This is a genomic window from Corynebacterium mycetoides, assembly GCF_900103625.1.
Lineage (GTDB): Bacteria > Actinomycetota > Actinomycetes > Mycobacteriales > Mycobacteriaceae > Corynebacterium > Corynebacterium mycetoides.
Genome location: NZ_LT629700.1, coordinates 1,026,271 through 1,048,667 on the forward strand (window position 1 = coordinate 1,026,271; position 22,397 = coordinate 1,048,667).

Annotated in this window: 24 protein-coding genes, 2 tRNA genes, 3 pseudogenes and 1 other annotated feature; of the genes and pseudogenes, 12 read left to right on the top strand and 17 right to left on the bottom strand. The window is 65.0% G+C overall.

Annotated features, from left to right (window positions below; genetic code table 11):
- The first annotated feature begins 24 nt into the window (after positions 1-24).
- A complete protein-coding gene (locus tag BLS40_RS04930; protein ID WP_092149557.1) occupies positions 25-339 on the top strand; it encodes an acyl carrier protein in 315 nt (104 codons plus the stop codon).
- Positions 340-359: 20 nt separating this feature from the next.
- Here BLS40_RS04930 and ggt read toward each other — a convergent pair whose 3' ends face one another.
- Positions 360-2,309: a gamma-glutamyltransferase gene (gene ggt / locus BLS40_RS04935; protein WP_092152186.1), complete on the bottom strand. Its 1,950-nt coding sequence runs from the start codon at positions 2,307-2,309 to the stop codon at positions 360-362.
- A gap of 219 nt (positions 2,310-2,528) precedes the next feature.
- On the opposite strand from ggt, the gene BLS40_RS04940 reads away from it, so the two are divergent.
- Together BLS40_RS04940 and BLS40_RS04945 are read left to right on the top strand one after the other, a co-directional pair.
- A complete protein-coding gene (locus BLS40_RS04940; RefSeq protein ID WP_092149560.1) occupies positions 2,529-3,278 on the top strand; it encodes a hypothetical protein in 750 nt (249 codons plus the stop codon).
- Positions 3,279-3,287: 9 nt separating this feature from the next.
- Complete coding sequence (locus tag BLS40_RS04945) at positions 3,288-3,476, top strand: hypothetical protein (protein ID WP_092149563.1); 189 nt, start codon at positions 3,288-3,290, stop codon at positions 3,474-3,476.
- A 161-nt stretch (positions 3,477-3,637) separates the two neighbouring features.
- Here the strand turns inward: BLS40_RS04945 and BLS40_RS04950 are convergent, their stop codons facing one another.
- From BLS40_RS04950 to BLS40_RS04985, 8 genes are all read right to left on the bottom strand, one after another.
- Positions 3,638-5,011 carry an NAD-dependent succinate-semialdehyde dehydrogenase gene (locus BLS40_RS04950; protein WP_092149566.1) on the bottom strand — a complete coding sequence of 458 codons (1,374 nt, stop codon included), beginning with the start codon at positions 5,009-5,011 and terminating at the stop codon, positions 3,638-3,640.
- A gap of 17 nt (positions 5,012-5,028) precedes the next feature.
- Positions 5,029-5,331, bottom strand: coding sequence for a hypothetical protein (locus tag BLS40_RS04955; protein ID WP_092149568.1), 303 nt, complete (start codon positions 5,329-5,331; stop codon positions 5,029-5,031).
- Positions 5,332-5,523: 192 nt separating this feature from the next.
- Positions 5,524-6,435, bottom strand: coding sequence for a DMT family transporter (locus tag BLS40_RS04960; RefSeq protein WP_092149571.1), 912 nt, complete (start codon positions 6,433-6,435; stop codon positions 5,524-5,526).
- Positions 6,436-6,502: 67 nt separating this feature from the next.
- Positions 6,503-8,071, bottom strand: a complete 1,569-nt coding sequence (locus BLS40_RS04965) for a hypothetical protein (RefSeq protein ID WP_092149574.1) — start codon at positions 8,069-8,071, stop codon at positions 6,503-6,505.
- A gap of 297 nt (positions 8,072-8,368) precedes the next feature.
- A complete protein-coding gene (locus BLS40_RS11365) occupies positions 8,369-8,977 on the bottom strand; it encodes a DUF3558 family protein (protein WP_407922425.1) in 609 nt (202 codons plus the stop codon).
- 75 nt (positions 8,978-9,052) lie between these two features.
- Positions 9,053-9,871 (bottom strand): serine hydrolase domain-containing protein, encoded by an 819-nt coding sequence (locus BLS40_RS04975; protein WP_092149580.1) that lies wholly within the window; start codon positions 9,869-9,871, stop codon positions 9,053-9,055.
- 10 nt (positions 9,872-9,881) lie between these two features.
- The gene (locus BLS40_RS04980; RefSeq protein ID WP_092149583.1) at positions 9,882-10,844 is read right to left on the bottom strand and encodes a trimeric intracellular cation channel family protein; all 963 of its coding nucleotides are present in this window, start codon (positions 10,842-10,844) and stop codon (positions 9,882-9,884) included.
- 17 nt (positions 10,845-10,861) lie between these two features.
- Positions 10,862-11,515: a DUF4230 domain-containing protein gene (locus BLS40_RS04985; protein ID WP_231908525.1), complete on the bottom strand. Its 654-nt coding sequence runs from the start codon at positions 11,513-11,515 to the stop codon at positions 10,862-10,864.
- Between the two features lie 109 nt (positions 11,516-11,624).
- On the opposite strand from BLS40_RS04985, the gene BLS40_RS04990 reads away from it, so the two are divergent.
- The 3 genes and pseudogenes from BLS40_RS04990 to BLS40_RS04995 all read left to right on the top strand — a co-directional run bounded on the left by BLS40_RS04990 (position 11,625) and on the right by BLS40_RS04995 (position 13,071).
- On the top strand, positions 11,625-11,828 hold the full coding sequence (locus tag BLS40_RS04990; protein WP_092149589.1) for an AbgT family transporter: 204 nt from the start codon (positions 11,625-11,627) through the stop codon (positions 11,826-11,828).
- Positions 11,829-11,842: 14 nt separating this feature from the next.
- Positions 11,843-12,037 (top strand): annotated as a pseudogene (locus BLS40_RS11205) (IS3-like element IS3501 family transposase); the annotation flags it as partial.
- A complete protein-coding gene (locus tag BLS40_RS04995) occupies positions 11,986-13,071 on the top strand; it encodes an IS3 family transposase (RefSeq protein ID WP_231908539.1) in 1,086 nt (361 codons plus the stop codon). The pseudogene BLS40_RS11205 and the gene BLS40_RS04995, both read left to right, overlap by 52 nt.
- Positions 13,072-13,093: 22 nt before the next feature.
- On the opposite strand, the gene BLS40_RS05000 is transcribed toward BLS40_RS04995, so the two are convergent.
- On the bottom strand, positions 13,094-13,399 hold the full coding sequence (locus BLS40_RS05000) for an IS3 family transposase (RefSeq protein WP_231908458.1): 306 nt from the start codon (positions 13,397-13,399) through the stop codon (positions 13,094-13,096).
- A gap of 2 nt (positions 13,400-13,401) precedes the next feature.
- Entirely contained in the window at positions 13,402-13,725 is a 324-nt protein-coding gene (locus tag BLS40_RS05005) for a hypothetical protein (protein WP_231908457.1), read from the bottom strand.
- A gap of 52 nt (positions 13,726-13,777) precedes the next feature.
- Here BLS40_RS05005 and BLS40_RS05010 point away from each other — a divergent pair.
- The 3 genes and pseudogenes from BLS40_RS05010 to BLS40_RS11050 all read left to right on the top strand — a co-directional run.
- Positions 13,778-13,981: pseudogene (locus tag BLS40_RS05010) on the top strand (integrase core domain-containing protein); the annotation flags it as partial.
- Positions 13,982-14,008: 27 nt separating this feature from the next.
- Positions 14,009-15,445: an AbgT family transporter gene (locus BLS40_RS05015; protein WP_092149592.1), complete on the top strand. Its 1,437-nt coding sequence runs from the start codon at positions 14,009-14,011 to the stop codon at positions 15,443-15,445.
- A gap of 86 nt (positions 15,446-15,531) precedes the next feature.
- Complete coding sequence (locus tag BLS40_RS11050) at positions 15,532-15,675, top strand: hypothetical protein (protein ID WP_172808000.1); 144 nt, start codon at positions 15,532-15,534, stop codon at positions 15,673-15,675.
- Between the two features lie 408 nt (positions 15,676-16,083).
- Here the strand turns inward: BLS40_RS11050 and BLS40_RS05025 are convergent, their stop codons facing one another.
- The 3 genes and pseudogenes from BLS40_RS05025 to BLS40_RS05035 form a co-directional block, all read right to left on the bottom strand.
- Positions 16,084-16,290: a hypothetical protein gene (locus tag BLS40_RS05025; RefSeq protein ID WP_092149598.1), complete on the bottom strand. Its 207-nt coding sequence runs from the start codon at positions 16,288-16,290 to the stop codon at positions 16,084-16,086.
- A 104-nt stretch (positions 16,291-16,394) separates the two neighbouring features.
- A complete protein-coding gene (locus tag BLS40_RS05030; protein WP_092149601.1) occupies positions 16,395-18,467 on the bottom strand; it encodes an FtsX-like permease family protein in 2,073 nt (690 codons plus the stop codon).
- Positions 18,464-18,769: pseudogene (locus BLS40_RS05035) on the bottom strand (ATP-binding cassette domain-containing protein); the annotation flags it as partial. The gene BLS40_RS05030 and the pseudogene BLS40_RS05035, both read right to left, overlap by 4 nt.
- A gap of 64 nt (positions 18,770-18,833) precedes the next feature.
- On the opposite strand from BLS40_RS05035, the gene BLS40_RS05040 reads away from it, so the two are divergent.
- Positions 18,834-20,098, top strand: a protein-coding gene (locus BLS40_RS05040) for an IS3 family transposase (RefSeq protein ID WP_092149607.1) whose coding sequence is annotated in 2 segments (ribosomal slippage) — positions 18,834-19,125 and positions 19,125-20,098 — 1,266 coding nt in all. Because the reading frame shifts where the segments join, the coding sequence is not laid out codon by codon here.
- Positions 19,124-19,255, top strand: a sequence feature (AL1L pseudoknot). It overlaps the preceding gene by 132 nt.
- Positions 20,099-20,210: 112 nt before the next feature.
- Here the strand turns inward: BLS40_RS05040 and BLS40_RS05045 are convergent.
- Positions 20,211-20,283 (bottom strand) — tRNA-Asn (locus tag BLS40_RS05045).
- A 175-nt stretch (positions 20,284-20,458) separates the two neighbouring features.
- Between BLS40_RS05045 and BLS40_RS05050 the strand changes: the two genes are divergently transcribed.
- Positions 20,459-20,532 (top strand) — tRNA-Ile (locus tag BLS40_RS05050).
- A gap of 55 nt (positions 20,533-20,587) precedes the next feature.
- Complete coding sequence (locus BLS40_RS05055) at positions 20,588-20,875, top strand: hypothetical protein (RefSeq protein WP_092149610.1); 288 nt, start codon at positions 20,588-20,590, stop codon at positions 20,873-20,875.
- Here BLS40_RS05055 and BLS40_RS05060 read toward each other — a convergent pair.
- Both BLS40_RS05060 and BLS40_RS05065 read right to left on the bottom strand, forming a co-directional pair.
- Positions 20,854-21,807: a Ppx/GppA phosphatase family protein gene (locus tag BLS40_RS05060; protein WP_092149613.1), complete on the bottom strand. Its 954-nt coding sequence runs from the start codon at positions 21,805-21,807 to the stop codon at positions 20,854-20,856. The two genes, BLS40_RS05055 and BLS40_RS05060, sit on opposite strands and share 22 nt — an antisense overlap.
- On the bottom strand, positions 21,807-22,349 hold the full coding sequence (locus BLS40_RS05065; protein WP_092149616.1) for a DUF501 domain-containing protein: 543 nt from the start codon (positions 22,347-22,349) through the stop codon (positions 21,807-21,809). The genes BLS40_RS05060 and BLS40_RS05065 overlap by 1 nt, the downstream gene beginning before the upstream one ends.
- Between the last annotated feature and the right edge of the window lie 48 nt (positions 22,350-22,397).

The following is a 22,397-nucleotide window of genomic DNA, read 5'->3' on the forward strand; positions in this document are numbered from 1 at the left end:
ACCTCAAGTGTATATTATGGGTGCATGGAGCTTTCGGAACAACTGGGCCAGCGCCTCGACCTCGCCGGGTTCACAATGGGCGCGGAGGAGGGCGACGCCGCCGACGCCAGCGTGCTCGGCCGCCTCGTGCGCCTCCTCTCCGATGTCTCCGGAACCGACCCCGAATCCATCGAGGAAGGCATGACGCTGTCCGAGGCGGGTGTGTCCTCCCTCGACCGCATCGAGCTGGCCGTGCGCGCCGAGAACGAGTTCGGGGCACGCGCCGACGACGGCCCCTACCCCGACAACCCCACCGTCGGCGAGGTCGCCGGGTGGCTCGAGGAGAACGGCCGGGACTGACGGGTTTCAGCCGCCGGGTTTCAGCCGCCCAGGACGATCCCCTCACGGCGCGGGTCCGCCCCGCCCACGATGGCTCCGTCGCGGCGCACCAGCGCCGACAGCCCGCTCGACATCGGCTCCGTGACCACCTGGTGGCCCTTCTCCTCCAGCGCGCCGACAACGTCCCCGGCCCCGCCGCCCGCGACCAGCGGGTGCTCCCCGCCGATGCCCGTCTCCGGGGTGTTGCGCGCCCCGAAGTTCGGGGCGGAGATCGCCTGCTGCGGGTTCATCCCCCATTCCGTCATGCCGAGGAACGTTTTGAGCACGTACTGGATGATCAGCGACCCGCCCGGGGAGCCCAGTGCCATCTCCGCGGTCCCGTCCGGGCCGAAGACGAGAAACGGCGCCATGGAGGAGCGCGGCCGCTTCGCGGGCTCGACGCGGTTGGCGGCCAGCTCGCCGGCCTCGTTGCGCGGCTCGGCGGAAAAGTCCGTCAACTGGTTGTTCAGGATGAAGCCGCGCGTGAAGTGGAACGAGCCGAATGCGGCCTCGACGCTCGACGTGAAGGACGCGGCGTTGCCGTCGGCGTCGATGACGTTGACGTGGGTTGTGCCGTGCTCCGGAGTGTCCGCGCCGGCGCCGACCGGGTGCACAAGCTCGCCGGGTGTGGTCGTGCCCATGGTCTGTGCGGGGTCGATGAGTTCGGAGCGTTGGGCGATGTAGGCATCGGCAAGCAGTGCCTCCGTTCCCCCGGGAACCGGTGCGAAGGCAGGGTCGCCGACGTAGGCGTCGCGGTCCGCGTAGGCGAGCCGCTCGGCCTCGGCGACGAGGTGGATCGCTTCCGGATCCGGCAGCGCGCCGTCGGGGCCGGGGTTCTCCGGCGCGTACTGCGCGAGGTCGCGGCCCTCGAGCAGGCGCAGCGCCTCAAGCACCGCAACGCCTCCGCTTGACGACGGCGGCATCCCGCACACGTCCCTCCCCTTGTACTCCACGCACAGGGCGTCGGTCACCCGCGGCGTGTAGCCGGCAAGGTCCGCCGTGGTCATCCGCGACGGCGTCAACCCCTCCTCCGCGCGCGTCGCCTCCGCGACGATGTCGGCGGCGATTCCGCCGGTGTAAAACTCGTTGGCGTCGCGCGCGATCGCGCGCAGCACCTCCGCGTACTCGGGATTTTTCAGCTCCGTCCCCGCGGCGAGCGCCTCGCCCTGCCCGTCGAGGAAGTACTGCGCGGCGTTCGGGCTGGCCGCGAGCTGTTCCGCGGAGTCCGCGATCGACGCCGACAGGCGCGGTGACACGGTGAAACCCTTTTCGGCGAGGTCGATCGCCGGCTGGATGTCGGCCTGCCAGTCCGCGTGGCCGAACTGCCTGTGCAGCTCCGCGAGGGCGGCAACGATGCCCGGCACCCCGATGGAGCGGCCGGAACTGCGCGCGTCCGGGAGCGGGGCTGTCGGGTTGGTGCCGTCGACGTGGATCAGGTAGTTCTCGTCGGCGGCGAGCGGCGCGACCTCGCGGCCGTCGATGGCGACGCGTCTGCCCGTTTTCGCATCGCTGTAGAGGATGTACCCTCCCCCGCCGATGCCGGAGGACTGCGGCTCCACCAGGCCGAGGACGAACTGCGCCGCGACGACGGCGTCCGCGGCGTTGCCGCCCCGGAGGAGCACATCGCACGCCGCCTTCGTCGCGACCGGGTTCGCGGTCGTCACGGCAAAGGTCTGCGCACGGACCTCCTGCATCCCGCTGCGGTACCCGGTGCCAATCTCGGGGGCGACGTCGATGCTGCGCTCTGCCGCGCTATCCGGCGCCTCCCCGCCCGTGACGTGGCCTGACACGCCGTCGGCGGGTTCGCAGTTCGCGACGTCTAGCGTCTCCACCGCCTGCTGCTGGGACTCCTGCGGCCGGGACTCCTGCGGCTGGGGTTGCGTGCTGCTCGCATCCGGCTCCCCCAGCTGCTCGCTGCACCCCGCCAGCAGCAACCCCGTGGCCGCGACCATGGACATGACCAAACGTGACGTAGCTCCCATATGTGCATGATTCCACACCCGGGCCCGGCGCGTGACGGTTTCCGCTGCGGCCGTCGACGGAACGAAAGTGCCGACATTCGCCACGAAAGGCCCGTTTTGTGCCGCAGGCGTTGGTGTGTCCCGGCCGGGCTTTTAAGGTCGGCACCTGCAGGACACCGCCCCAGCCCGAGACTGTAAGGAGCACCGAGCATGCACACCAGAGCTACACGACGCGCCAGCCTCACCGCGGCCCTCATCCTCTTCTCCGCCGCCCTTCCCGCCGCCGCCCAGGCCGAGGACCCCGCTGCTGAGGGTCCCGCGGGTGAGACCTGCGCGACGAGCACGGGTGCCGGCGCCGACATTCAACCGGCCCCGGACAACTCAGCCGCCGCGGCCGCTGCCGCGATGGAACAGATCCAGGCGGGCGCGATCACGCTGCACAACAACGCGCTGGACGTCGATCAGGCGAGCGCCTACTCAATCACCACGGAAGGCGAACGGTTCGACGCCGTCACGATCCCGGTCGCCGGGGAATTCAGCCGAACCAGCAATGTCACGGTTGTGTTCAACGGCGCGGGCGAGGTGGTGCGCTACTCGGAAACCCTGGTGGACAAGGCCGACAACGGAAAGTTCCGCGTGCGCGTCTTCAACGACGGCGCGCAAGTGAAGGACGAGACAACGGACCTCGACTACATGAACGACGACGAGCTGACCGCCGCGTCGCAGGTTGACCCGAACCAGCCAACCGTCACGACCTACGGTGTCGGCTCCACCGTCGCGTGCCTCGCGGCGGTCGCCGGAATCGGCGGACCCATCGCGTACCTGATCGCCAGCGCATGCGCCGGGTCGTGCGCCGGTGTCGCCACCGGCGTCGGCGCGGCGATCTGCGCCGCGTGCATCGGCGGCTACGCCACGCTGGGCGCCGGCGGAATGACCGCTGCAGCCAGCTGCTTCAAGTAGGAGGACAGGATGAAGTACGTCCACGCTCTCACCGCGGTGTGCATCGCGCTGAGCGCCATCTGCGCGGCCGCCGCGGTTCTACTCGTCCCCGGGGCATTCGAATCCCGCGGCACCGCCCGCATTCTGTGGATCGCGGGGCTTGCCGTCCTCGCGCTTGTCCTGGCGCTGACCGCCCGGAGGCTGCGCTCGCGTCCGTGAGGCCTGCGCTCGGGCGGGCGCCGCGGCTCAGGCTGCACGACCCCAGGCGCGATCGCCACGCAAAAGCCCAGGGCACGAAAGCTTGAGGACGTGCAGCGCTACAACGCGAAACGACGCGCACGCGGCTGGCGGGTGCGCGTCGATAGGCGAAAAGCGAGGAGTTACTCGGCCACGTAGTAGCGCTGCTTGTTCACGAACTCCTCAATGCCCAGCGGGCCGAGCTCGCGGCCGAAGCCGGAGTTCTTCACGCCGCCGAAGGGCAGCTCAGCGCCGCGTGCTTGCGGGATGTTCACGTGGATCATACCCGTCTCGATGCGGTTGGCCACCTTCTTGGCGCGCTCCTCGTCGGTGGAGAAGACGGCGCCGCTCAGGCCGTGGTTGGAGTCGTTGGCCAGTTCGATGGCCTCCTCGTCGGAGCTGACCTTGTAGATCTCGGCGACGGGGCCGAAGAACTCCTCGTAGTACGGGTCGGAGCCGACCGGGATGCCGGTAAGCACGGCCGGGGTGAAGTAGGCGCCGTCCCCCACCTGCTCGCCGCCGGTGTGCAGTGTCGCGCCCGCCTCGACGGCGCTCTGGACCTGCTTGACCAGGTTCTCGGCGGCCGTGCGCGACGACAGCGGGAAGTACTGCCCCTCCTGGGGATTCATCGGATCGCCCTTGGTGTAGGACTCCGCAATGCGGACCATCTCCTTGACGAAGTCGTCGTAGATGTCCTCCATCACGATGATGCGCTTGTTGGAGGTGCAGGCCTGGCCGGTGTTGCTGATGCGCTTCTCCCACGCAACCTTTGCGGACTCCGCGACGTCGTCGGTGTCCAGGATGACGTAGGGGTCGGTGCCGCCGAGCTCGAGCACGGCCTTCTTCAGGTTCTTGCCCGCGGTCGCAGCCACGGAACGCCCGGCGCGCTCGGAGCCGGTGAGCGAAACGCCCTGGACGCGCTTGTCGCCGATCAGGGTCTCAATCTGGTCGTGGTCGGCGTAGATGTTGATGAAGACGCCCTCGGGAGCGCCGGCTTCCTCGATAATCTCCTGGATCTTCTGCGAGGAGCGCGGGCAGATCTCGGCGTGCTTGAGCAGCACAGTGTTACCCGCCATCAGCGTCGGCGCGACGAAGCGTGCGACCTGGTAGTACGGGTAATTCCACGGCATAACGCCCACGATCACGCCGAGAGGGACCTTGCGGACGACTGCTGCGCCGCCGGTGGTCTCGAGCGGCTCGTCGGCGAGCAGCTCTGCGCCGTGGTCGGCGTAGTAGTTAAAGATGTCGACGACGTCATTGATCTCGGCGTCGCCCTCGGGGAGGGACTTGCCCATCTCCTCGGCGATGATCTTGGACAGTTCGTCGCGCTGGGCGTCGAAAAGATCGGCGACCTTGTGCAGCACTGCGGCGCGGTCCTCGAGCGATGCTACGCTCCAGGTTCCGAACGCCTTGTGCGCCGTGGCGACCGCGTTGTCAAGCTCGTCGTCAGTAATAAAGTCGAAAGATTCGACGATTTCGTTGGTTGTTGGATTCTGGACTCTGTAAGGAATAGCCATGCCATAATGCTACGCCTCTATGCGACACGGGTGGTCAGCTCCGCATCAAAGCCCGCGCGTCGGGCCAGGTCAGCGAGGTTTTCGCGGAAGCGCGCGAGGTCCGCGGCAGGCGCGTAGACCAGCTCGCGGCATCCGATCGTGCCGTCGGCGTTGCGGTGCCAGCGGGTAAACCAGGCGGTGTCCCAGATATCGAAGAGCGAGTAGTCGATGGGTTCCTGGGGCAGCTCGAGCATCAGCTTTTCGACGCTCCCACGCAGACGCGCAGGCATACCGTCGATCTCAATTACGGCAGAGGTGGTAGAGGCGAGTGTCGTGGTCATGGGGCTCCTGACGTGTTTAGCGGCGGCGCCGCGCTGCGCGCCCGTGACTAGCGGGCGGCGTACGCGGCGAGACGAGGTTCGTCTTCCCCAACGGCCTCTGTTTTCTCCCGACCGATATTGCGTCACACGTTCACCACGAGCAACCCTCAACAACCGCTTGACACCCCTGTTCACTGAAGCTGTCGTTGAGGTTTAGAACAGCCGCACGGCGACGACACCGAGGAAAATCATGGCGAGTCCTGCGAGACGGATGGCATCCATACGCAGGCGCTTCGCCCCGAACCACCCCATGGACTCCATGGCTTGGCCGCCCGCGATCGTCCCGGCGTTGAACGCGATGACCGTCGTCGCTGTACCCAGGATCGGGGCGAGCCTCGCCCCGCCGATGACGAATGCCGCGCCGATGATGCCGCCGAGCCACATCCACCACGGCCCCGGCGTCGGCGCGGTGACCAGCTGCCGCGGCGCCGTGGCCAGCGCGAGTGCGAGAATTAGCAGCACCCCGACCCCCAGGGAGATCTCGGACGCGTGCAGCGACGACCCGGCGACGGAACCCAGATGCCCGTTGATGGTGGTCTGCAGCGCGGAGGTCATGCCGATGCCGACGCCGAGCACGCGCCACCCCCACGCACCGCGGGCGCCGGTGTCCGTTTTGCCCCTGCCCAGCCCGAGCACGAGCGCGATGCCCGCGAGCACCACCACCGCACCCGCGATCCGGCCGAGGCCCACGTCCATCTGCGGCGCGCGGAACAGCCCGAAGTGGTCGATCGCCAGCCCCATCACCACCTGGCCGAGGATGGGCAACACCACCGTCTGCACGGCTCCGATGCGCGGGAAGAGCAGGATGTTGCCCATGACGAAGAGGACGCCCATCGCGCCACCCGTCCACACCCACCACGGCTCGCGGGCTGTCGCCGCGAAGTCGGGCAGCACCGTCCCGGTTATAACTGCGGTGACGGCGATCGACACCGCGAAGGCCACCGTGAACGACACGAGCGCGGACACGGCGGGGAACCCGCCGACGCTGAGGCGCAGACGGGAATTTGCGGCCGTCTGGATCGGGATGACGGCGCCGATGGCGAGCGCCGCGAGGAGCGGAAGCATGCGGGTGAGAATACTCCCGCGGGGAAGCACTAGCGCGCTACCGCTTGTTTCCGCTTGTCACCGCTTGTTACTGCGGGCCGCGCACGTTCGAGCCGATGACGTCCGGCAACACCGCCGGCGCCTCACCCAGCAGCGCCCGCAGGTTGCCCTGCCGCTCCACGGCACTGGTCACCGCCCGCACTTTTCGGTTGCGGCCGGTGCCACCCTGGTTCCCGGCGCCGCCGCCCATGGGCGTTCCCATTGCCATGGCGCGGCTCGAGTTCTGGCCGCCTCCGGCCGCGCCGCCTCCCGTGCCCGCGCCACCGGGTGCGCCCGCGGCGGGTGTGAGCGGGGCCGCACCCATGCCGAAAGCTCCGCCAGGCCCGACTGCCCCGCTGACGCCGCTGACGCCGCGGCCGAAGCCACCTATCGCGCCGGCGGCTCCGGCGCCCACTGCGGCTCCCAGCGCTGAGCCGGCCTCCGCGCCCGACTTCCGGTCACCGCGCCCTGAGCCGGCTCCCCGGCCGAAACCTCCCGCGGCACCCGCGCCCGCGCTGCCGCCCGTCGGTCCACCTGCGCCCATCGCGCCCGGCGCGAAAGCAGCCGGCACGGACCCCGGGTTCACTCCCTGCCCGTATCCGCCTACTCCCCCACTGCTCGGAACAGCGCCCAGGCCTCCGGCCCCGAGGCCTCCCGCGCCCAGAGCGCCCGGCCCGGGCATGGACGTCGATGGAAGTGTGGCCAGGGACGCCGCCTCTGTCGGGGTGGCGTGCGCTGCGATGGCGTCCATCACCTGCGGATTCGCGTTGCCGTAGCGCTCCACTATCTCGGCGGGCGTCTCCGCGTAGGCGATGTCCTTGAAGCCGTTGGCGGCCAAGGCCTCCTGCACGATGCGCGGCAGCGGGCTCTTGCTAAACGACGGCCCACTCGGCACCTCTACAGCATCCGGTTCGTACCGCGTCCCAGGCATGGCGTCGAGGGGAGGAAGAAGCTGGTTGAAGGTGGGCACCGTGGGGATCAGGCCGGCGTTGAGACGCGGAGTGAACGACGCCATGTACGCCTGCTCCAAAACCGGCTTGACTGCCAGCGGGGCCGCGAGCCACGTGGCGTGGGCCGCCGCCGTGGCGATCTTCTCCGCACTCGCAACCGCCGCCAGGTTGCCGGTGTGCACACCCATGGCGGTCGCGTGCGCGGCGTACTGCCCGCCCGCCCACTGGATGCGGTTGACGCGTTCGATGGCCTCGCGCACCCAGTCCGTCTCGGCGGAACCCGACAGGGCGCTGAGCACGCCGCCCAGCTCTGCTACTGCACTAGTGATGCTTGCCGCCGTGGACTGCCACGCGGCAGACTCGGTGGCGGCGCGCGAGGGGTCGGTGGCGGCGAACTGGCCGTTCAGGACAGGGAGACTCGGAGCGAACCCCGCGACCGGCTTGCCGAACATGAACGGGTTGGTGGTCGGATTCTGGATCTTCGCCAGCTGCATGTCCGTGTCCACCGCCGCGGCGTTGTTCCCGAAATGGGAATCCATTCCGATCTGACTGACCATCCGGGAAAACGCCCCGTCCGCCCCGACGACGCTGTTGAGGTTGGCTTCAGCCAGCACGGCCGTGTCGATCAAGTGGGTTGCGAGTGCCTTGATCGCCTCGGGTTGATGCACACTGACTACGTTTCCGTGAGAAACGCCAGCTTGGGCGAGACCTGTTACGGGAGAAAAAGCGGCTAAGCCAGTTCTCATCGCCAACCGCCGTGAACCCTGCAAAGTCGAACCGAGTTTTTTCAAATGTTCGACCCCACCCCGGATAGCTTCTTCATCCAAATTAATTCTTGAACCCATGCCCCCACCAGTTCTAATTCAGGACAACTACCGTCGCCCTCGGCTATTGACTCCAGAAACGAGTTTAGAGTTGGAGAGCCCGACACGAAACGGCTAGACGCGCACCATAGTGGACCATCATTAGCGCGAACCACGATAAATACTTGAGAGCACCGCCGAACTGCGGGCGCATAAGCTTTTAAGATCCGAGGTACCTAACTCGTCTGCGACGCTAACCGAGAGCGTCCCTCGGTTCGTTTCCACTGCTACATCGCACATGTCACTGGAACCGTTAGGCGGTCCAAACGCAAACGCTGATGGCGGATGCGGTGACGGAGCGTCCAGCTGAGGTGAATCCCTGAGAATATGCGACCTGCTCGCTGAGTTTGATACCACTAAGACGGTCTGAAAGGGATCTCCGTTGTCGATAAGACAACCTTTGAAAATCTCCTTCTGAAAATCCCCCTGACCAGGCTGCTCCGCGCTCTTGACCAACCCCGCCGCGGCGAACTCGGCGTCGGAGATTTCGGTGCAGGGGTCGAAAAGGTTGTGCTTGACTTCCTCCGGGTCGAACGGCCCAATCACCAAGTCGCCGCTTTCGAAGTGGAACGCCGGCGCTTCCGCCACGGATTCCGAAGGGGCAACGGAGCCGGCTGAATCCGAAGCACTCGGCCCCGCGCACCCAGTCACGACCGAGCAGAGCGCGACGAGCCCCGCGACCACGCGAAAATGTTTCACCCGAACCCCCATCCCGAGCTGCACAACCACCCCGATTGTGCCCGCGCCGGCCGCACCCCGCAACCGAAAACCACGCCAAAGCAGCAGCTACAACTCGGCGAACACCGCGTCGTTCGTGTCCGCCCACAACGGCTTGGCCCAGTCGCCGAAATCGCGGTCCGTCAGCACAACCATCGCCGTGCCCGCGTGCGGCGACGACGACCACGCCGGGACGACCCACAGGTAGGTGCCGGACAGGCCGAAGTGCCCGACGGTGTCTGCGGGCATGTCCGCGCCCGTCCAGTGCGGCGCCTTTTCGCCCTTGATCTCAAATCCCAGGCCCCACGGGCACGGCTTTTGCATGCCGTAGCCTGGGACGATGCCGCGGAGGTCTCCGAATTGGTTGGAGAAGGCGTCGACAAGCGTGCGCTCGCTCAGCAGGGTGGGCGAGGCGAGCTCGCGGGCGAATGCTCGCATATCGCTTATCGACGCCCGCCCCGCGTACCCGGCCGAGCCATAGATCTCCGCGGTGCCCATGCCCAGCGGCTCAAAAATGCCGAGGCGGGCGTACTCGGGCAGGCGCATGCCGCTGCGCTCCTCCAGGAAATCGTCGAGGATTTCGAAGCCGGCCGAGGAGTAGATGCGGCGCTCGCCCACGGGCTTTTGCGGCTCGCGCGAGTCGGCGCCGACACCGGAGGCGTGCGCGAGGAGGTGGCGGACGGTTGAGCCCTCGGGCCCGCAGGCGTCGTCAAGCGAAAAGGCTCCCTCCTCCACCGCCATGAGAAAGCTGTAGGCGGAGAGCAGCTTGGTCACACTCATGAGTTCGTAGACGCGGTCCTTGTCGCCGAAGGTCGCCTCGGTAGGGCCGACGAGGGCGGCGGAGAGGTTGTCGACGGGCCATGAACTGAAACGCGCGGAGAGATCCATGGGCCCGATGTTACTTGCGCCGCGTCCACCCGGAACTGCCGTCGGAATCCGAGCTGACGAAGGCGCGGTAGAGGGCATCGATGAACTCGTCACGCGTCGAGTCGGGGCCCAGCTTGTCCCGCACCGACTCGCGGGTTGGGGACTCGCGCACGTCGCCGGTGTCCGCGCCCTCGATGGAGGCGAGTTCCTGGTTCTCCTCCTGCTCTATCTCCTCCATCTTCTCGTGGCGCCAGGTGCGGGCCTCCTCGGGCTCCGCCTTACGTGCGGCTTTACGCGCCTGCTCCTCGACCCCGCTGAAGGACTGGCGCAGCTTCCACGCGAGATCGTTGACGGGGGCGAAATCGGAGCGCGCCGGGACGTACCACCCCTTCCAAAACACGAGCACGGCCAGGAGAAACGCGATGATCGGCGAGGCGATCATGCCGAGGGTGTCGTGGCCGGAGTGATACAGCGTGACGTTCAGCGCCCCGGCGACGACTGCCGGGATGACGGTCATCTGCTGGTTTTTCAACACGCTGGGCACCTGCCCGCACATCATGTCGCGGAGAATGCCGCCGCCGGCTGCCGTGACCACGCCCATCAGCACGCACCCCAGGGGCGAGACGCCGTGGAGCAGTGCTTTGGTGGAGCCGGTGACAGCCCACACGCCCAGCGTCGCCATGTCGGCGTGGTACTGGAAGATCGTCCAGAAGAATCCCCGCAGCCGTGTGAGATAGGCGACGGCGGCGCCGGCCATGGCCGTCCACACATACTCGGGGTTCGCCAGCGCGGCGATGAGGCCGGAGTCAATCACGGTGTCACGAATCGCGCCTCCCGCAAGCGAGGACACGATGGCGATGAGGACGAAGCCGATGATGTCGAACTTCATTTTCCGCGCGACGGTCCCGCCGACGACGGCGGCGAGAAAAACCCCGATGAGCTCGAGGACGCGGTAGACAACTTGTAGGGTTGGCTCGAGTTGATTGGGGTCCACACCGGGGAGTGTAGCGGCTAGCCGCGCTTCACCTCGACCGCGTAGCCCGCCATGGCGGTGCCCTCAATCAGCGCCTCGGCGTGGCTGCGCGCCAGCTCGTCCGCACGAGCGCCCGCGCGCTCGAGCAGGCCCTCTTGCACGGCCTTGTCGGCCGCGCGGGATTCCTGCTCCGCCAGGAACCCGGCGACGTCCTCCACCTTGACCTGGTTCAAGGGGTTCATCGACTGGTCGTACACGGAGATGCTGGCCGGATCGATGGTGTTGGCGGTGATGTCCACCTGCGGCAGGGTCACGGTGAGGGTGCGGGCGGTGTCGTCAATATCCACCGAGACTTGCTCTGCATCCTTCAACCCGGCCTTGACCGAACCGTCGTAGGTGACCAGGAAGTTGCGCCCGGTAAACGGCACCGTGCGCCCGGCGACCTGAAAACCGCGCTGGTCAAACGTGCCGACGTTGGAGTATGCGTACTCTTCCACCGAGAGCTCCGCAATCTCCTTGAAGGACGCCCCGATCTGGTCCTCGGAGATCCGCGTCGGCCCCAGCCCGAACAACGCTGGGCGCCATATCGCCAGCACCAGCGCGGCGATGAGAATGACGGCGAGAATGCTGGCGATCACGCCGCCGCACCCGGGGCGCCTGCGCCTCGTTTTGTCCCCCGACACGTTGACCACGCTCGACATTATGTAACCTCGTTTCTCCGCCTACTGGCCAGTTCACAGCTAACTTTTACGTTGTGCTGTTTGTAGACTAGCGCACTGACCCCGACGAGGAAGCGACGCGATGACAGGATCTACCAAAGCAACTGCTGACGAGACGCGCACGGAATCCGCCGGCGGGTTCCTCGGAGCCGTTGAGAGGATCGGCAACAAACTCCCCGACCCGTTCTGGCTGTTCGTCATTCTCTCCGGGGTCGTGGTCATTGCCTCGGTGATTGGCAACCGCATCGGAATGAAGTGTCCTGGGTTTAGTTCCGATCGTTTCTAGAGGAGGATTGGACCATGCCTAGGAAGTTCAGTGACGAGTTCAAGGACAAGGCGGTGCGGTTAGCCGAGGAGCTCGTTGAGCTTGAGGGGTGCTCGAAGTGGGCGGCGGCGGAGGAGATCGGCGAGAAGCTCGGCGTCTCGGCGCACACGCTCAACAACTGGTTGAAACCTGTCAAAGCGTCCCCCGACGTTCAGCGGAGCACTGGCGAGTCGGTCGACGACGAACTGAAGCGTCTGCGGCAAGAGAACAAAGAGCTGCGCAGGGCAAACGAGATCTTGAAGACCGCTTCAGCTTTTTTCGCAGCGGAACTCGACCGTCCCACCAGAAGATGATCGAATACATCGACACGTATCGCGATCGCTTCGGGGTCGAGGCCATCTGTCGCACGTTAAGGCAGACAGAATGTGGGTTTATCACCTCTCGTGGCTACCGAGCAGCGAAAACACGAGCCCCGTCGGCCAGGAGCTTGTCAGACGCGCTGCTTATCCCCGAATTGGTGAAAGTCTTCGAGGACAACTTCAGCGTGTACGGGGTACGCAAGATGTGGAAGGCCATGCAGCGCGCCGGCTGGGACATCGGTCGTGATCAGACGGCACGGTTGATGAAACTCGCCGGCATCCAAGGCCGCAGAAGGGGCCGCACTCCGATCACAACGCTTCGGGCTGATGTCCCGGATTGTCGTCCTGATCTGGTCAATCGTGACTTCACCGCGTCAGCGCCGCACCGGCTGTGGGTCGCTGACATCACCTACGTGCGTACCCTGTCGGGGTTTGCGTACACCGCGTTCATCACCGATGCGTACTCCCGCAAGATTGTCGGGGTTGCCACCAGGGCGAGCATGCGCACCGATGAGCTGCCTCTTGAGGCTTTTGAGCATGCTCTTTATCACGCAGGTGATCTCCGTGCTGAAGGACTTGTCCATCACAGCGATCGCGGCTCGCAGTACGTGTCCATTCGTTACAGTGAGGTGCTTGCTCAAGCTGGGATTGATCCGTCCGTTGGCACCGTCGGCGATTCCTACGACAACGCGTTGGCGGAAACGGTCAACGGTCTATACAAGACCGAGCTGATCTATCCCCACCGGCCGTGGGCGTCGGTTGGGGAAGTCGAGATCGCGACCCTTCGCTGGGTGTACTGGTGGAATAACCATCGCCTGCACGAGTCATTGGGATACATCACTCCACAAGAGATGGAAGACGCCTACTATCAACAATCACACGCCCACCCGTTGGGCGTTCAATAAGCGGAACGAAAACCAGGACGCTTCAGAGTACACCCGCGATTCCAAGGATATTCATGAGGCGTTGCACCTGGTCACGGCCGATGTTCCAGCCTGCCCGGTGGGCGGCTTTCCATAGTTTTCGTCGCCCGTAGACCCGCCGATTGGCCCGCCACAGCTCAAAGAGCCGGTGCGCGGTGTAAGCCTCGTCCAGCTCGGCAGGGGTGGGCCCGAAACCACGGGCCTGGAAGCGGTAGAACGTTGCTGGTGAAATAGCGTATTCATGCTCGTTGAGCACGCGGCACATCCGCTCGATGGAATACAGGTGCCGGTGAGTGCGGAGGAAGTCCACGATCACTTCAGTTTGCGGTCGAGCTCCGCCTGGGCGAAAAAAGCTGAGGCCAGTTTCAGGATCTCGTTGGCTTCTTTGAGCCGGGCATTTTCTTTGCGCAGGGTAATAAGTTCCGCGTCTTTCTCGGCGTCGGATTGCTCGACGGCGACGTCCACCTTTTTCTCTTCTGCGCGTACCCAGTTGCGGATAGTGGATGTTTTGATGCCGATGACAGCTTCGACAGCGCGTAGTGCGGCTGCCTTGGATGAAGCGCCGTCAGCGAGCTCCTCGAAGTACAGGCGCACCGCCCGCTGGCGGGTCTCCTGGTCGTAGGGGCTGATAGCCATGATGTTCCTCCTGCGTTACATCATGCCCTCTCACAAACCCAGGCCGGTTTAAACGGTCAACGGTCTATACAAGACCGAGCTGATCTATCCCCACCGGCCGTGGGCGTCGGTTGGGGAAGTCGAGATCGCGACCCTTCGCTGGGTGTACTGGTGGAATAACCATCGCCTGCACGAGTCATTGGGATACATCACTCCACAAGAGATGGAAGACGCCTACTATCAACAATCACTCGCCCACCCGTTGGGCGTTCAATAAGCGGAACGAAAACCAGGACGCTTCAGAATGTCCGCGACCGATCCCGGCTCCGGCGAGAGCATCGAGGTGGAATCCCTCCTGACCGCGGAGAACCTGTCGCGCATGGTCACGGACGCGGTGAAGAACTTCATCACCTTCCCGCCGCTGGGTGTGATTCTCGCGGTGATGCTGGGTGTGGCCATTGCAGAGTACACAGGCCTTCTATCCGCCCTGATCCGGGCCATGGTCTCCCGCGTGGGCCCGAAGACGCTGACGTTCATGGTGGCGCTGGCGGGTGTCACGGGCTCCGTGGCCTCCGACGCGATCTACGTCATCATCATCCCGCTGGGCGCCATGGCGTTCCACGCGGTCGGCCGTTCCCCGATCGTCGGCGCGATGGTTGCCTTCGCCGCCTCGAGCGCGGGGTTCAACGCCTCGCTCATCCTCAACATCACGGATCTGCTCCTCGCGGGCATTTCTACCTCCGCCGCCCAGCTTGTCGACGCCTCCTACACCGTCTCGCCGCTGGCAAACATTTTCTTCGTCATCCCCTCGGCAGTGGTGCTCTCTCTTTTAATCACCGCGGTGACCGAGCTCTACGTGGACAAGAAGGCGCACCAGCTGGTCGACCACGACGAGGTCAGCTTCGAGCAGTCGCTTAGCGACGCCTCCCCCGACGCACCCGAACAGTTCCCCGACGAGCCCTCCCTGACGCTGACGCGCACGGAGACGAAGGGGCTGGCCGCTGCCGGGCTGACGCTGCTGGCGTTCTTGGTGGTGTACTTCGTCCTGCTGTTCTGGGGCGCCTCCCCCTTCGCGCGGCCGGAGGAGGGCTTCATGGAGTCCCCGCTCATCCAGGCCATCGCGGTGCCCATCGCCCTGGCGTTCTTTGTCACGGGCCTGGCCTACGGCCTGATCACGGGCTCGATCACGTCGTCATCCGATGTCCCAGAGATGATGGCGAAGGGCTTGCAGTCGCTGTTGCCCATGCTGGTGCTCTTCTTCGCGGTGTCCCAGTTCCTCGCCTGGTTCCAATGGTCGAACCTGGGCCCCTGGACGGCGATCCGGGGAGCCGAACTGCTCCAGCGCTGGGACCTGCCCACCGTTATCCTCTTCGCGGCGTTCGTGGCCATGGTCGCCCTGCTCAATCTGCTGATCACCTCCGGCTCCGCCCAGTGGGCGCTCATGGCCCCGGTGGTGGTGCCGATGATGATGTACGTCGGGATCTCCCCCGAGGTGACCCAGATGCTCTACCGCATCGGCGACTCCCCCACCAACATCATCACCCCGATGTCGCCCTACTTCGCGCTGGCGCTGACCTTCCTGCAACGCTACTACAAGAAGTCCGGTGTGGGCACGCTCATGTCCCTGGCGCTGCCGTACGCCATGTCCATGATCGTGGGCTGGTTCCTCTTCTTCCTGCTGTGGTACTACGCGGGAATCCCGCTGGGCCCCGGCTCGCCGATGCACTACCCGGTGGGGTAGCTGGCACTGCTTCTCACCGCCCGCTTTGCCCCGCTGATTCGGTGTACAATTCTGGGTTACATGAAACCAACATGGACGGAGGAATTATGAGCAACGACCAGTTTGAACCTGAGACCAACGAGGAAGAGCGCCCCGACCGCGAGTCTGACGACACCTTGAACGAAGACGAGCTGGTGGATGAGCAGATCGACGAGTCCTTCCCCGCAAGCGACCCGCCGGCTTCCTACTAAGACGGGCTGCCGAACGGTGTCTGCTCCGCCGGCGGGAACAGCAGCAGTGCTGCCACCGCTAGTAGGGCGGACACCGTTCCTATCACCGGCCAATATCGCCGCTTCAGCCGCAGCCGCTGGCAGATGAGCCACCACACGGCGGGCATGCTTATCGACGCCGCCAACAACACAAACCCCAACGTCCCCCGCGGCCCATTCGGCGCCTGGGGAGACACGAGGAGCAGGACCACCGCGAACGCGATCCCCGCTCCCGCCCACGAAGCGGGGCGTCCTCCACGGTACCTCCACATCAGCGCGCGATGAGATATTCGATGTTGTCCAGACCGGATGGATCTGCCAGCGGCAGAGCCTCGAGAAGAGTTTGATATATCTCCTCGAAAAACGCTCGTGCCTCAGCCTCTACATCCATCACGCGTCACCAAGCAGGAAGAGAATTCGCTTCAGCTCATCGTAGATCGCTCGTTCATCCGGGCTCATTAACCCCATATTCGCCCACGACTCAAAGTCAGTGATAGTTCCGCTCTGCATTCCGGTCGCTTCCCGGAGCTGAGCCACCGCGTTATCTTTCCGGGTGCGAAGTTCCCCGTTGCTCGTTTTTCGAATTTCCAGTTTCATTTCTCCTCCTTACCGATCCGCGATGCCTCGCTTTCTTAGCTAAAGGATAGCGCGAACACGCACCCTCCGTACCGCACAATATAGAACACCCGTTCGACCTACCCCTACTCGATCGCGACGCCCGCGATATAAATCCCAGCCCACTGCCCGATGAGCCACCCCACAACTGCCGCCGGGATGGCGAGAAGCAGAAGTTCCACCGCCATCACACCCGCGCTTCCCGCAGGCGTGAGCCCCAACGAGTTGAGTAGTTCTCGGTCCCTTGCTCGCTCCCGCCACGAGAGAAATACAGTGTTGGCTATTCCCACGGCCGCGATCAGAAGTGCTACCACGCTCATTAGGCGGGTGATGGACAACAGCCGCTCCACCATGGCCACCGTGTCGACGCGCCGGCTGAAGGACTCACTCATCGTCACGGGTACCGCCGCCCCAGCCGCCACAGCCCTCACCCCGTCGAGCACAGACTGATCCTGCACCGGCTCCCCTGACATCCGCAGAAACACCGTCGGTGCGGGTGCATTGGGGAGCTGCTCGGGAACGACGGCGGGGTCAACTAACGTTACAGAATTAGACGTTTCCCGAACCGGCAGCTCAGTGTCCACGCTGGCTCCCCGACCAAGGTTGACCACGCCCTGCTCAAGCGGCCGTCGCAGCACCGGCGATGCAGGCTCCAGCGCAAACCCTTCCGAAACTCGCGGGGGCACCGCAGACGCCTCCACTCCCGGAACGGCAGAGAGAGCATCCACCAACGAGGGTTCGACGTCACCGGTGAGCGATGTCACGCCCACATCCACGACTCCCTGCCCCTCGGCGACGTTCACAAAGTGCGCCCGCAACTGCGCGGACCCCGCCAGCACAGCAGACACCAAAGCGACGGCTGCCACGACGATCCCGATCACTGCCGCCGACCTGCTCCATTGCCGCGCCGCGTACCCCAGCGCCAGCCCGAACCTCGGCAGCGCCACAGGTACCCGAAGCACCATGGGAATCACCACAGCTGCCGCCGCGGCGCACGCGAGCACCACGAAACCGGCCGACGCCACGGCTCGAATCACTCCCCCGCCTCGCACGAACCACGCGGCCCCCGCGAACGCAAGAGCCAGAGCCGCGTAAACATAACGCCCATTCCCGCTGCCGGCGCCGCTGACACTGTCCGTCGCGCTCTTGCGCACAGCTGTCATGCTCGCAGGAACCGCGGACACCACCGTTACAGCAACCGCCGCCGCCCCAATCGCCGCCAGCCACACTTCGGGAAGGCCCACGTCGTCCAGTGGGACGCGTATCCCCAGCTGCTGCGCTAGCTCCGACGCCACATCGGCTAATGCGATCCCGGTCGGCAAACCTGCCGCCACGCCGATGAGTCCTATAACCAGGGCCTCGATTCCCGCTGAGAGCAGCAAGCTTGCGGACGACCCGCCGACTGCCCTGATCAACCCCATCTCACGCACCCGGGCCCCGGCTATCACGGATGAAGACGAAAAGATGGTCAACGCCGCCACGACGGCGACCACCAATGTGAATGCGGCAAGCAGGAGGAAGTACTTGTTGCGCGAGTCGAAGTAGGTGTCGCTGAGGTCCTGCACATGCTGGGCAGCGGGAATGGCGCCTGAGAATGACTCAGCCGAACGAATCTCCCCCACAGGCGTTTCGGTGGGTTCCCACGCGTCCAATGCAGCACTGTCGGCAACTAATCCGGCCCCTCCGATGAGCTGCTCCGCAGCGCTCGGGGTTACTCGCCCGACCACACTGACCTCCACCGGCTCTGCCCCGAACAGCAAAGTTTGTGTCGACCCCACTGCCGGGGTGACCCCGGTTGCGGCGACTTCGCCCGGCCCCTCGGGCATGCGGCCGTCAATTACTCCTCGCCATTGGAGCGGTCCCTGCGTGATCCCCGACACCGGGGTCGTCGTGTACAGGTTGCCTTCTTCGAGCAGGTGCGCCGTGGTTGTCCTGTCGAATACGGCGCCACTGGGGATGTTCGTCGTCTCTCCCCGCACCTCTTTGACATAGCCCACGCCGGTATACGGCAACGCGAAAATGCTGTCCACCGTCCGTTTGATGGTCAGTCCAACGGCCGCGGCTGCAACCGTTAAAGCGACGGATGCTGCCACCGTCATCAACAGTGCCATGTAGCGGGCAGGCCGGTGACGCAGCTGGGCAAGTGCAAGACGGATCACGGGATAATCCGTCCGTCCTTCATCCGGATGAGGTTATCGCCGAACTGCGCGGCATGCTCGTCGTGGGTGATCATTAGCAAGGTTTGCCCCATATCGTCCACGAGCTTGCGGAAGAGCTTGAGCACTTCAATGCCGGTCTCACTGCCGAGGTTGCCCGTCGGCTCGTCAGCGAAAATAATCGCCGGCTTCGCCAGCACTGCACGCCCGATGGCCACACGCTGACGTTGCCCGCCGGACAGCTCATGTGGCAAGTGCTTCAACCTATCCCGTAGACCGAGGGCGTCCACGACCTCGTCCCACCAGGCAGCATCCTGAGGCGGCCTGGGTTGGTCGGAGACTAGGTTTTACCCTAGGAGGAAGATCAGCATGGCACGACCCAGTCAGTACGACGCAGCCACGCAGGAGCGCGCGGTGCGCATGTACTTCGAGCGCCTCGAGGAAGGCGACATCTCCAAGGCGGGCGCCCGCCGGGAGATCGGTGAACTTCTCGGTGTGAAGGAATCCACCCTGCGCAACTGGATCCGCAAACAGGAAAAGCAGGCCGAAGCTCCTGAGCCCGGTTCCCTGTCCTACCAGCAACTCCAGGCCGCCTACGACGAGCAGGCCAAGGAAGTGGCCAAGCTGCGACGCGCCAATGAGATTTTGAAAACGGCGTCGGCTTTTTTCGCCCAGGCGGAGCTCGACCGCAAACTTCGGTAATCGTGGAGTTCATCCGCACCTACCGCCACCGCTTCGGGGTCGAGTCAATCTGCGAAACCTTGACTGCCCATGGCATCGCGATTGCCCCAAGCACCTTTTACGACCATCAGGCCCGCGGCTTCGGCCCCTCGGACGCTGAACTCGACGAGGCCTACGCCGCCCACCGCATCTACCGGTTGTGGGAGGCCAACCGCAAGGTCTACGGCCGGCGCAAACTCTGGAAGTCCGCCATCCGTGACGGCATGACTGTTGGCCGTGACCAGGTCGAACGACTGATGAAGATCACCGGAATCAAAGGCGTGTCACGAGGGATGCACCGCAAGAAGACCACCGTGGCCACCCCGGCCCACCGCCGGCACCCGGACCTGATCAACCGGCGGTGGGCGTATCCGTCGCACCCGGATCAGTGGTGGATCGCGGACTTCACCTACGTCTGGACCCGGGAGGGCTTCTGCTACGTCGCCTTCATTGTCGACGCCTATTCGCGAATGATCCTCGGCTGGGTGGTCACCACGGTCATGGACACCCGGATGGTGCTCATGGCCCTGGAGCACGCCCTGTTTTCCCGTCGGCGCACGAGGATGGACTTCACCGCCACCGGCATCGTCCACCACTCGGACGCGGGAGCCCAGTACACCTCTATGGCGTTTACCGATGCCCTTGTCGAGGCCGGGTTGCAGGGCTCGATCGGCTCGGCCGGTGACGCCTTGGACAACGCGATGATGGAATCAATGATCGGGCTCTACAAGACCGAACTGATCGGCTTCGATCCACGTCGTACGTGGAGGGATGCCCAGGAGGTAGAAACGGAAACGGCCTCGTGGGTCTACTGGTACAATCACCAACGTCTGCACTCGTCGATCGGTGACGTTCCCCCGATCGAATACGAGCAGGACTACGAGGAATTCAACACCACCAGAAGAGCCCAGTAAGGCTTTTACCCGTAGTCTCCGAAAAACTCAGGCCGATTCATAGACTGTTAACCAGAACTCGATACAGTTTAGAAAACGCGAAAAGCCCAAGAAATTAATCCCAGGCTTCTTGCTCCTCCAACTGGGCTCGAACCAGTGACCCTTCGATTAACAGTCGAATGCTCTGCCAACTGAGCTATGGAGGAATATTGTTATCGCAATCCCGTGCAACGGTGTCTTACTATAGCGACCGTCTCACGTCATCACCAAATCGCCCTTTTACCTGCAAAAACAGCATCAGCGCCTTACCCACCGCACAACATCACGCAACAATTTCTTTTAACCGATGCAGGGGCGATATGATGCCAATGCTGCAACTAAGGGGCTATAGCTCAGTCGGTTAGAGCCGCGGACTCATAATCCGCTGGTCGCGGGTTCGAGCCCCGCTGGCCCCACAACGAACCCCGCCAGGGGGACGTCGAGAAGCGTGCGTTAGGTACGATGGGGCGCATGATTCAGTTCGTTGTCGGCGCCGCCGCCGGGTACGTGTTCGGCACGAAGGCAGGCCGCAAGCGCTACCACCAGATCGTTGACGCCTCACGCGCCGTCGCCAACTCCCCCATCACCAAACAAGCGGTGACCTCCGCGCGCAAGGCACTGGCAAACTCGCTCGACCCGGAGCCGCGCATGCGCGAGGTAGAGGACCTCACGTCCAAGCGCCGGCTGCGCGGCCGCAAAGGCTCCCGCGCCGACCAGGACACCACCCAGGACAGGATTTACGAGCCGGACGAGGAGTAGAGGCCGGCCACGATGCCGTCGAGAATGTCTTTCTCGCTGATCACGAAGGAACGTTGATCCGAGACCTGCTCGACGGCGTCCATGATTTCCTCTACGATCACGCTCCCGGCGGCGATCACGTCGGCGCGCCCCGCGAGGATGACCGGGTTGGCGGCGCGCTGCTCGGAGGTCTGCGCGCGAAGCGTGGCGGTGGTGCGCCGGACATCGTCGAACGCGATCTCTGACATGTGGATGCACACCGGGTCGTAAGCGTCAAGACCCTGCGTTAAGGCGGAGAGCGTGGTAAACGTGCCGGCGCAGCCGACAAACGTGCCGATGCTGGCGAAGTCGACCACGCTGCGCGCCTCGGTGAGGCGCTCACGGGTGAACACGCGGGCGCTGATAAGCTCGAGCTCCGTCGGAGGATCGGAGCGCATGAAACGCTCCGTGAGCCGCACGCAGCCCATCTGAGTGGAAATCGCCGACTGAGGGGTGGCGAACTCCGTGGAGCCCCCGCCGAGGTCAATCACACAGAACGGGCCGCGCGCGGGGTCGATGTCCGCCGTCGCTCCGGCAAACGACAGCGCGGCCTCCTCGTCGCCCGAGATGACCTCGGCCTTCGCGCCCGGGGTCACGCGGCCCAGCAGCTCGCGGGTCATGGCAAAGAAGTCCTCGCGGTTGGACGCGTCGCGCGTGGCCGAGGTGGCCACCATGCGCACACGGGCGACCTTGTGGCGGAGCATTTCGTCCACGTAGGTGGCGAGCGCCCGGCGGGTGCGCTCGATCGCCTCGGGGTTCAGTCGGCCCGTCTCGTCCACGCCCTGGCCGAGGCGGACAATGGTGTTGCGGCGGGAAATCTCCGTGGGCGTGCCGTCGGGGCCCAGCTCGCTGATGAGTAGGCGGATGGAGTTCGTGCCGCAGTCGACAGCCGCGACGCGCAGTGCGGTGGCCATTACAGGTCCTCCCCCGCCTCGTCGAGGGTGATGCCCAGCTGCTCCAGGGTTGGCCAGTCCGCCGGTATCGCCGTGCCGCGCAGATTGCCATGCTCCGCCGCCAGCGCCACTGCCTCGGTGCCCAGGCGGAAATGCTGTGGGCCCTCCGCTAGTGCGTAGGCAATGAGCACGTGCAGGCACTTGACCCGGTCCGGCATCCCGCCGCCGGAGAAGTCGGTGCCCAGGTCCTCGATCGCGTTGCGTTCGCGCAGGTAGTGCTCGTGGGCGTTGCGGTAGTCCTGGGCGAGGTCGTGGTCCTGGGCCAAGCGGCGCTCCATCCACTTCATCACCTGGGCGACCTCGAGGCGGCTCGCCTCCGCGGTCAGGCGCGGGTCCGTGAGGTAGTAGAGGGTGGGGAACGGGGTGCCGTCATCAAGCCGGGGCGCCGTTTTGACCACCGCAGGCTGGCCGTCGGGGGTGCGGTACGAGACCTCGAGCACGCCGCGCGGGGCGCGGCCGAGCTGCTGGGCTACCGTGGCGAGATCCTCGGGGGTGGGTGTCATGAGTGCAGATGTTACCCGTGGGTGTGTTTTTGGTGATTTCGGTGCTTG

Bases quoted from the DNA above. Each gene is read 5' to 3' on its own strand.
- BLS40_RS04930 (WP_092149557.1), top strand. From the start codon at position 25: ATGGAGCTTTCGGAACAACTGGGCCAGCGCCTCGACCTCGCCGGGTTC.
- ggt (WP_092152186.1), bottom strand. From the start codon at position 2,309: ATGGTCGCGGCCACGGGGTTGCTGCTGGCGGGGTGCAGCGAGCAGCTG.
- BLS40_RS04940 (WP_092149560.1), top strand. From the start codon at position 2,529: ATGCACACCAGAGCTACACGACGCGCCAGCCTCACCGCGGCCCTCATC.
- BLS40_RS04945 (WP_092149563.1), top strand. From the start codon at position 3,288: ATGAAGTACGTCCACGCTCTCACCGCGGTGTGCATCGCGCTGAGCGCC.
- BLS40_RS04950 (WP_092149566.1), bottom strand. From the start codon at position 5,011: ATGGCTATTCCTTACAGAGTCCAGAATCCAACAACCAACGAAATCGTC.
- BLS40_RS04955 (WP_092149568.1), bottom strand. From the start codon at position 5,331: ATGACCACGACACTCGCCTCTACCACCTCTGCCGTAATTGAGATCGAC.
- BLS40_RS04960 (WP_092149571.1), bottom strand. From the start codon at position 6,435: ATGCTTCCGCTCCTCGCGGCGCTCGCCATCGGCGCCGTCATCCCGATC.
- BLS40_RS11365 (WP_407922425.1), bottom strand. From the start codon at position 8,977: ATGGGGGTTCGGGTGAAACATTTTCGCGTGGTCGCGGGGCTCGTCGCG.
- BLS40_RS04975 (WP_092149580.1), bottom strand. From the start codon at position 9,871: ATGGATCTCTCCGCGCGTTTCAGTTCATGGCCCGTCGACAACCTCTCC.
- BLS40_RS04990 (WP_092149589.1), top strand. From the start codon at position 11,625: ATGACAGGATCTACCAAAGCAACTGCTGACGAGACGCGCACGGAATCC.
- BLS40_RS05005 (WP_231908457.1), bottom strand. From the start codon at position 13,725: ATGGCTATCAGCCCCTACGACCAGGAGACCCGCCAGCGGGCGGTGCGC.
- BLS40_RS05015 (WP_092149592.1), top strand. From the start codon at position 14,009: ATGTCCGCGACCGATCCCGGCTCCGGCGAGAGCATCGAGGTGGAATCC.
- BLS40_RS11050 (WP_172808000.1), top strand. From the start codon at position 15,532: ATGAGCAACGACCAGTTTGAACCTGAGACCAACGAGGAAGAGCGCCCC.
- BLS40_RS05025 (WP_092149598.1), bottom strand. From the start codon at position 16,290: ATGAAACTGGAAATTCGAAAAACGAGCAACGGGGAACTTCGCACCCGG.
- BLS40_RS05055 (WP_092149610.1), top strand. From the start codon at position 20,588: ATGATTCAGTTCGTTGTCGGCGCCGCCGCCGGGTACGTGTTCGGCACG.
- BLS40_RS05060 (WP_092149613.1), bottom strand. From the start codon at position 21,807: ATGGCCACCGCACTGCGCGTCGCGGCTGTCGACTGCGGCACGAACTCC.
- BLS40_RS05065 (WP_092149616.1), bottom strand. From the start codon at position 22,349: ATGACACCCACCCCCGAGGATCTCGCCACGGTAGCCCAGCAGCTCGGC.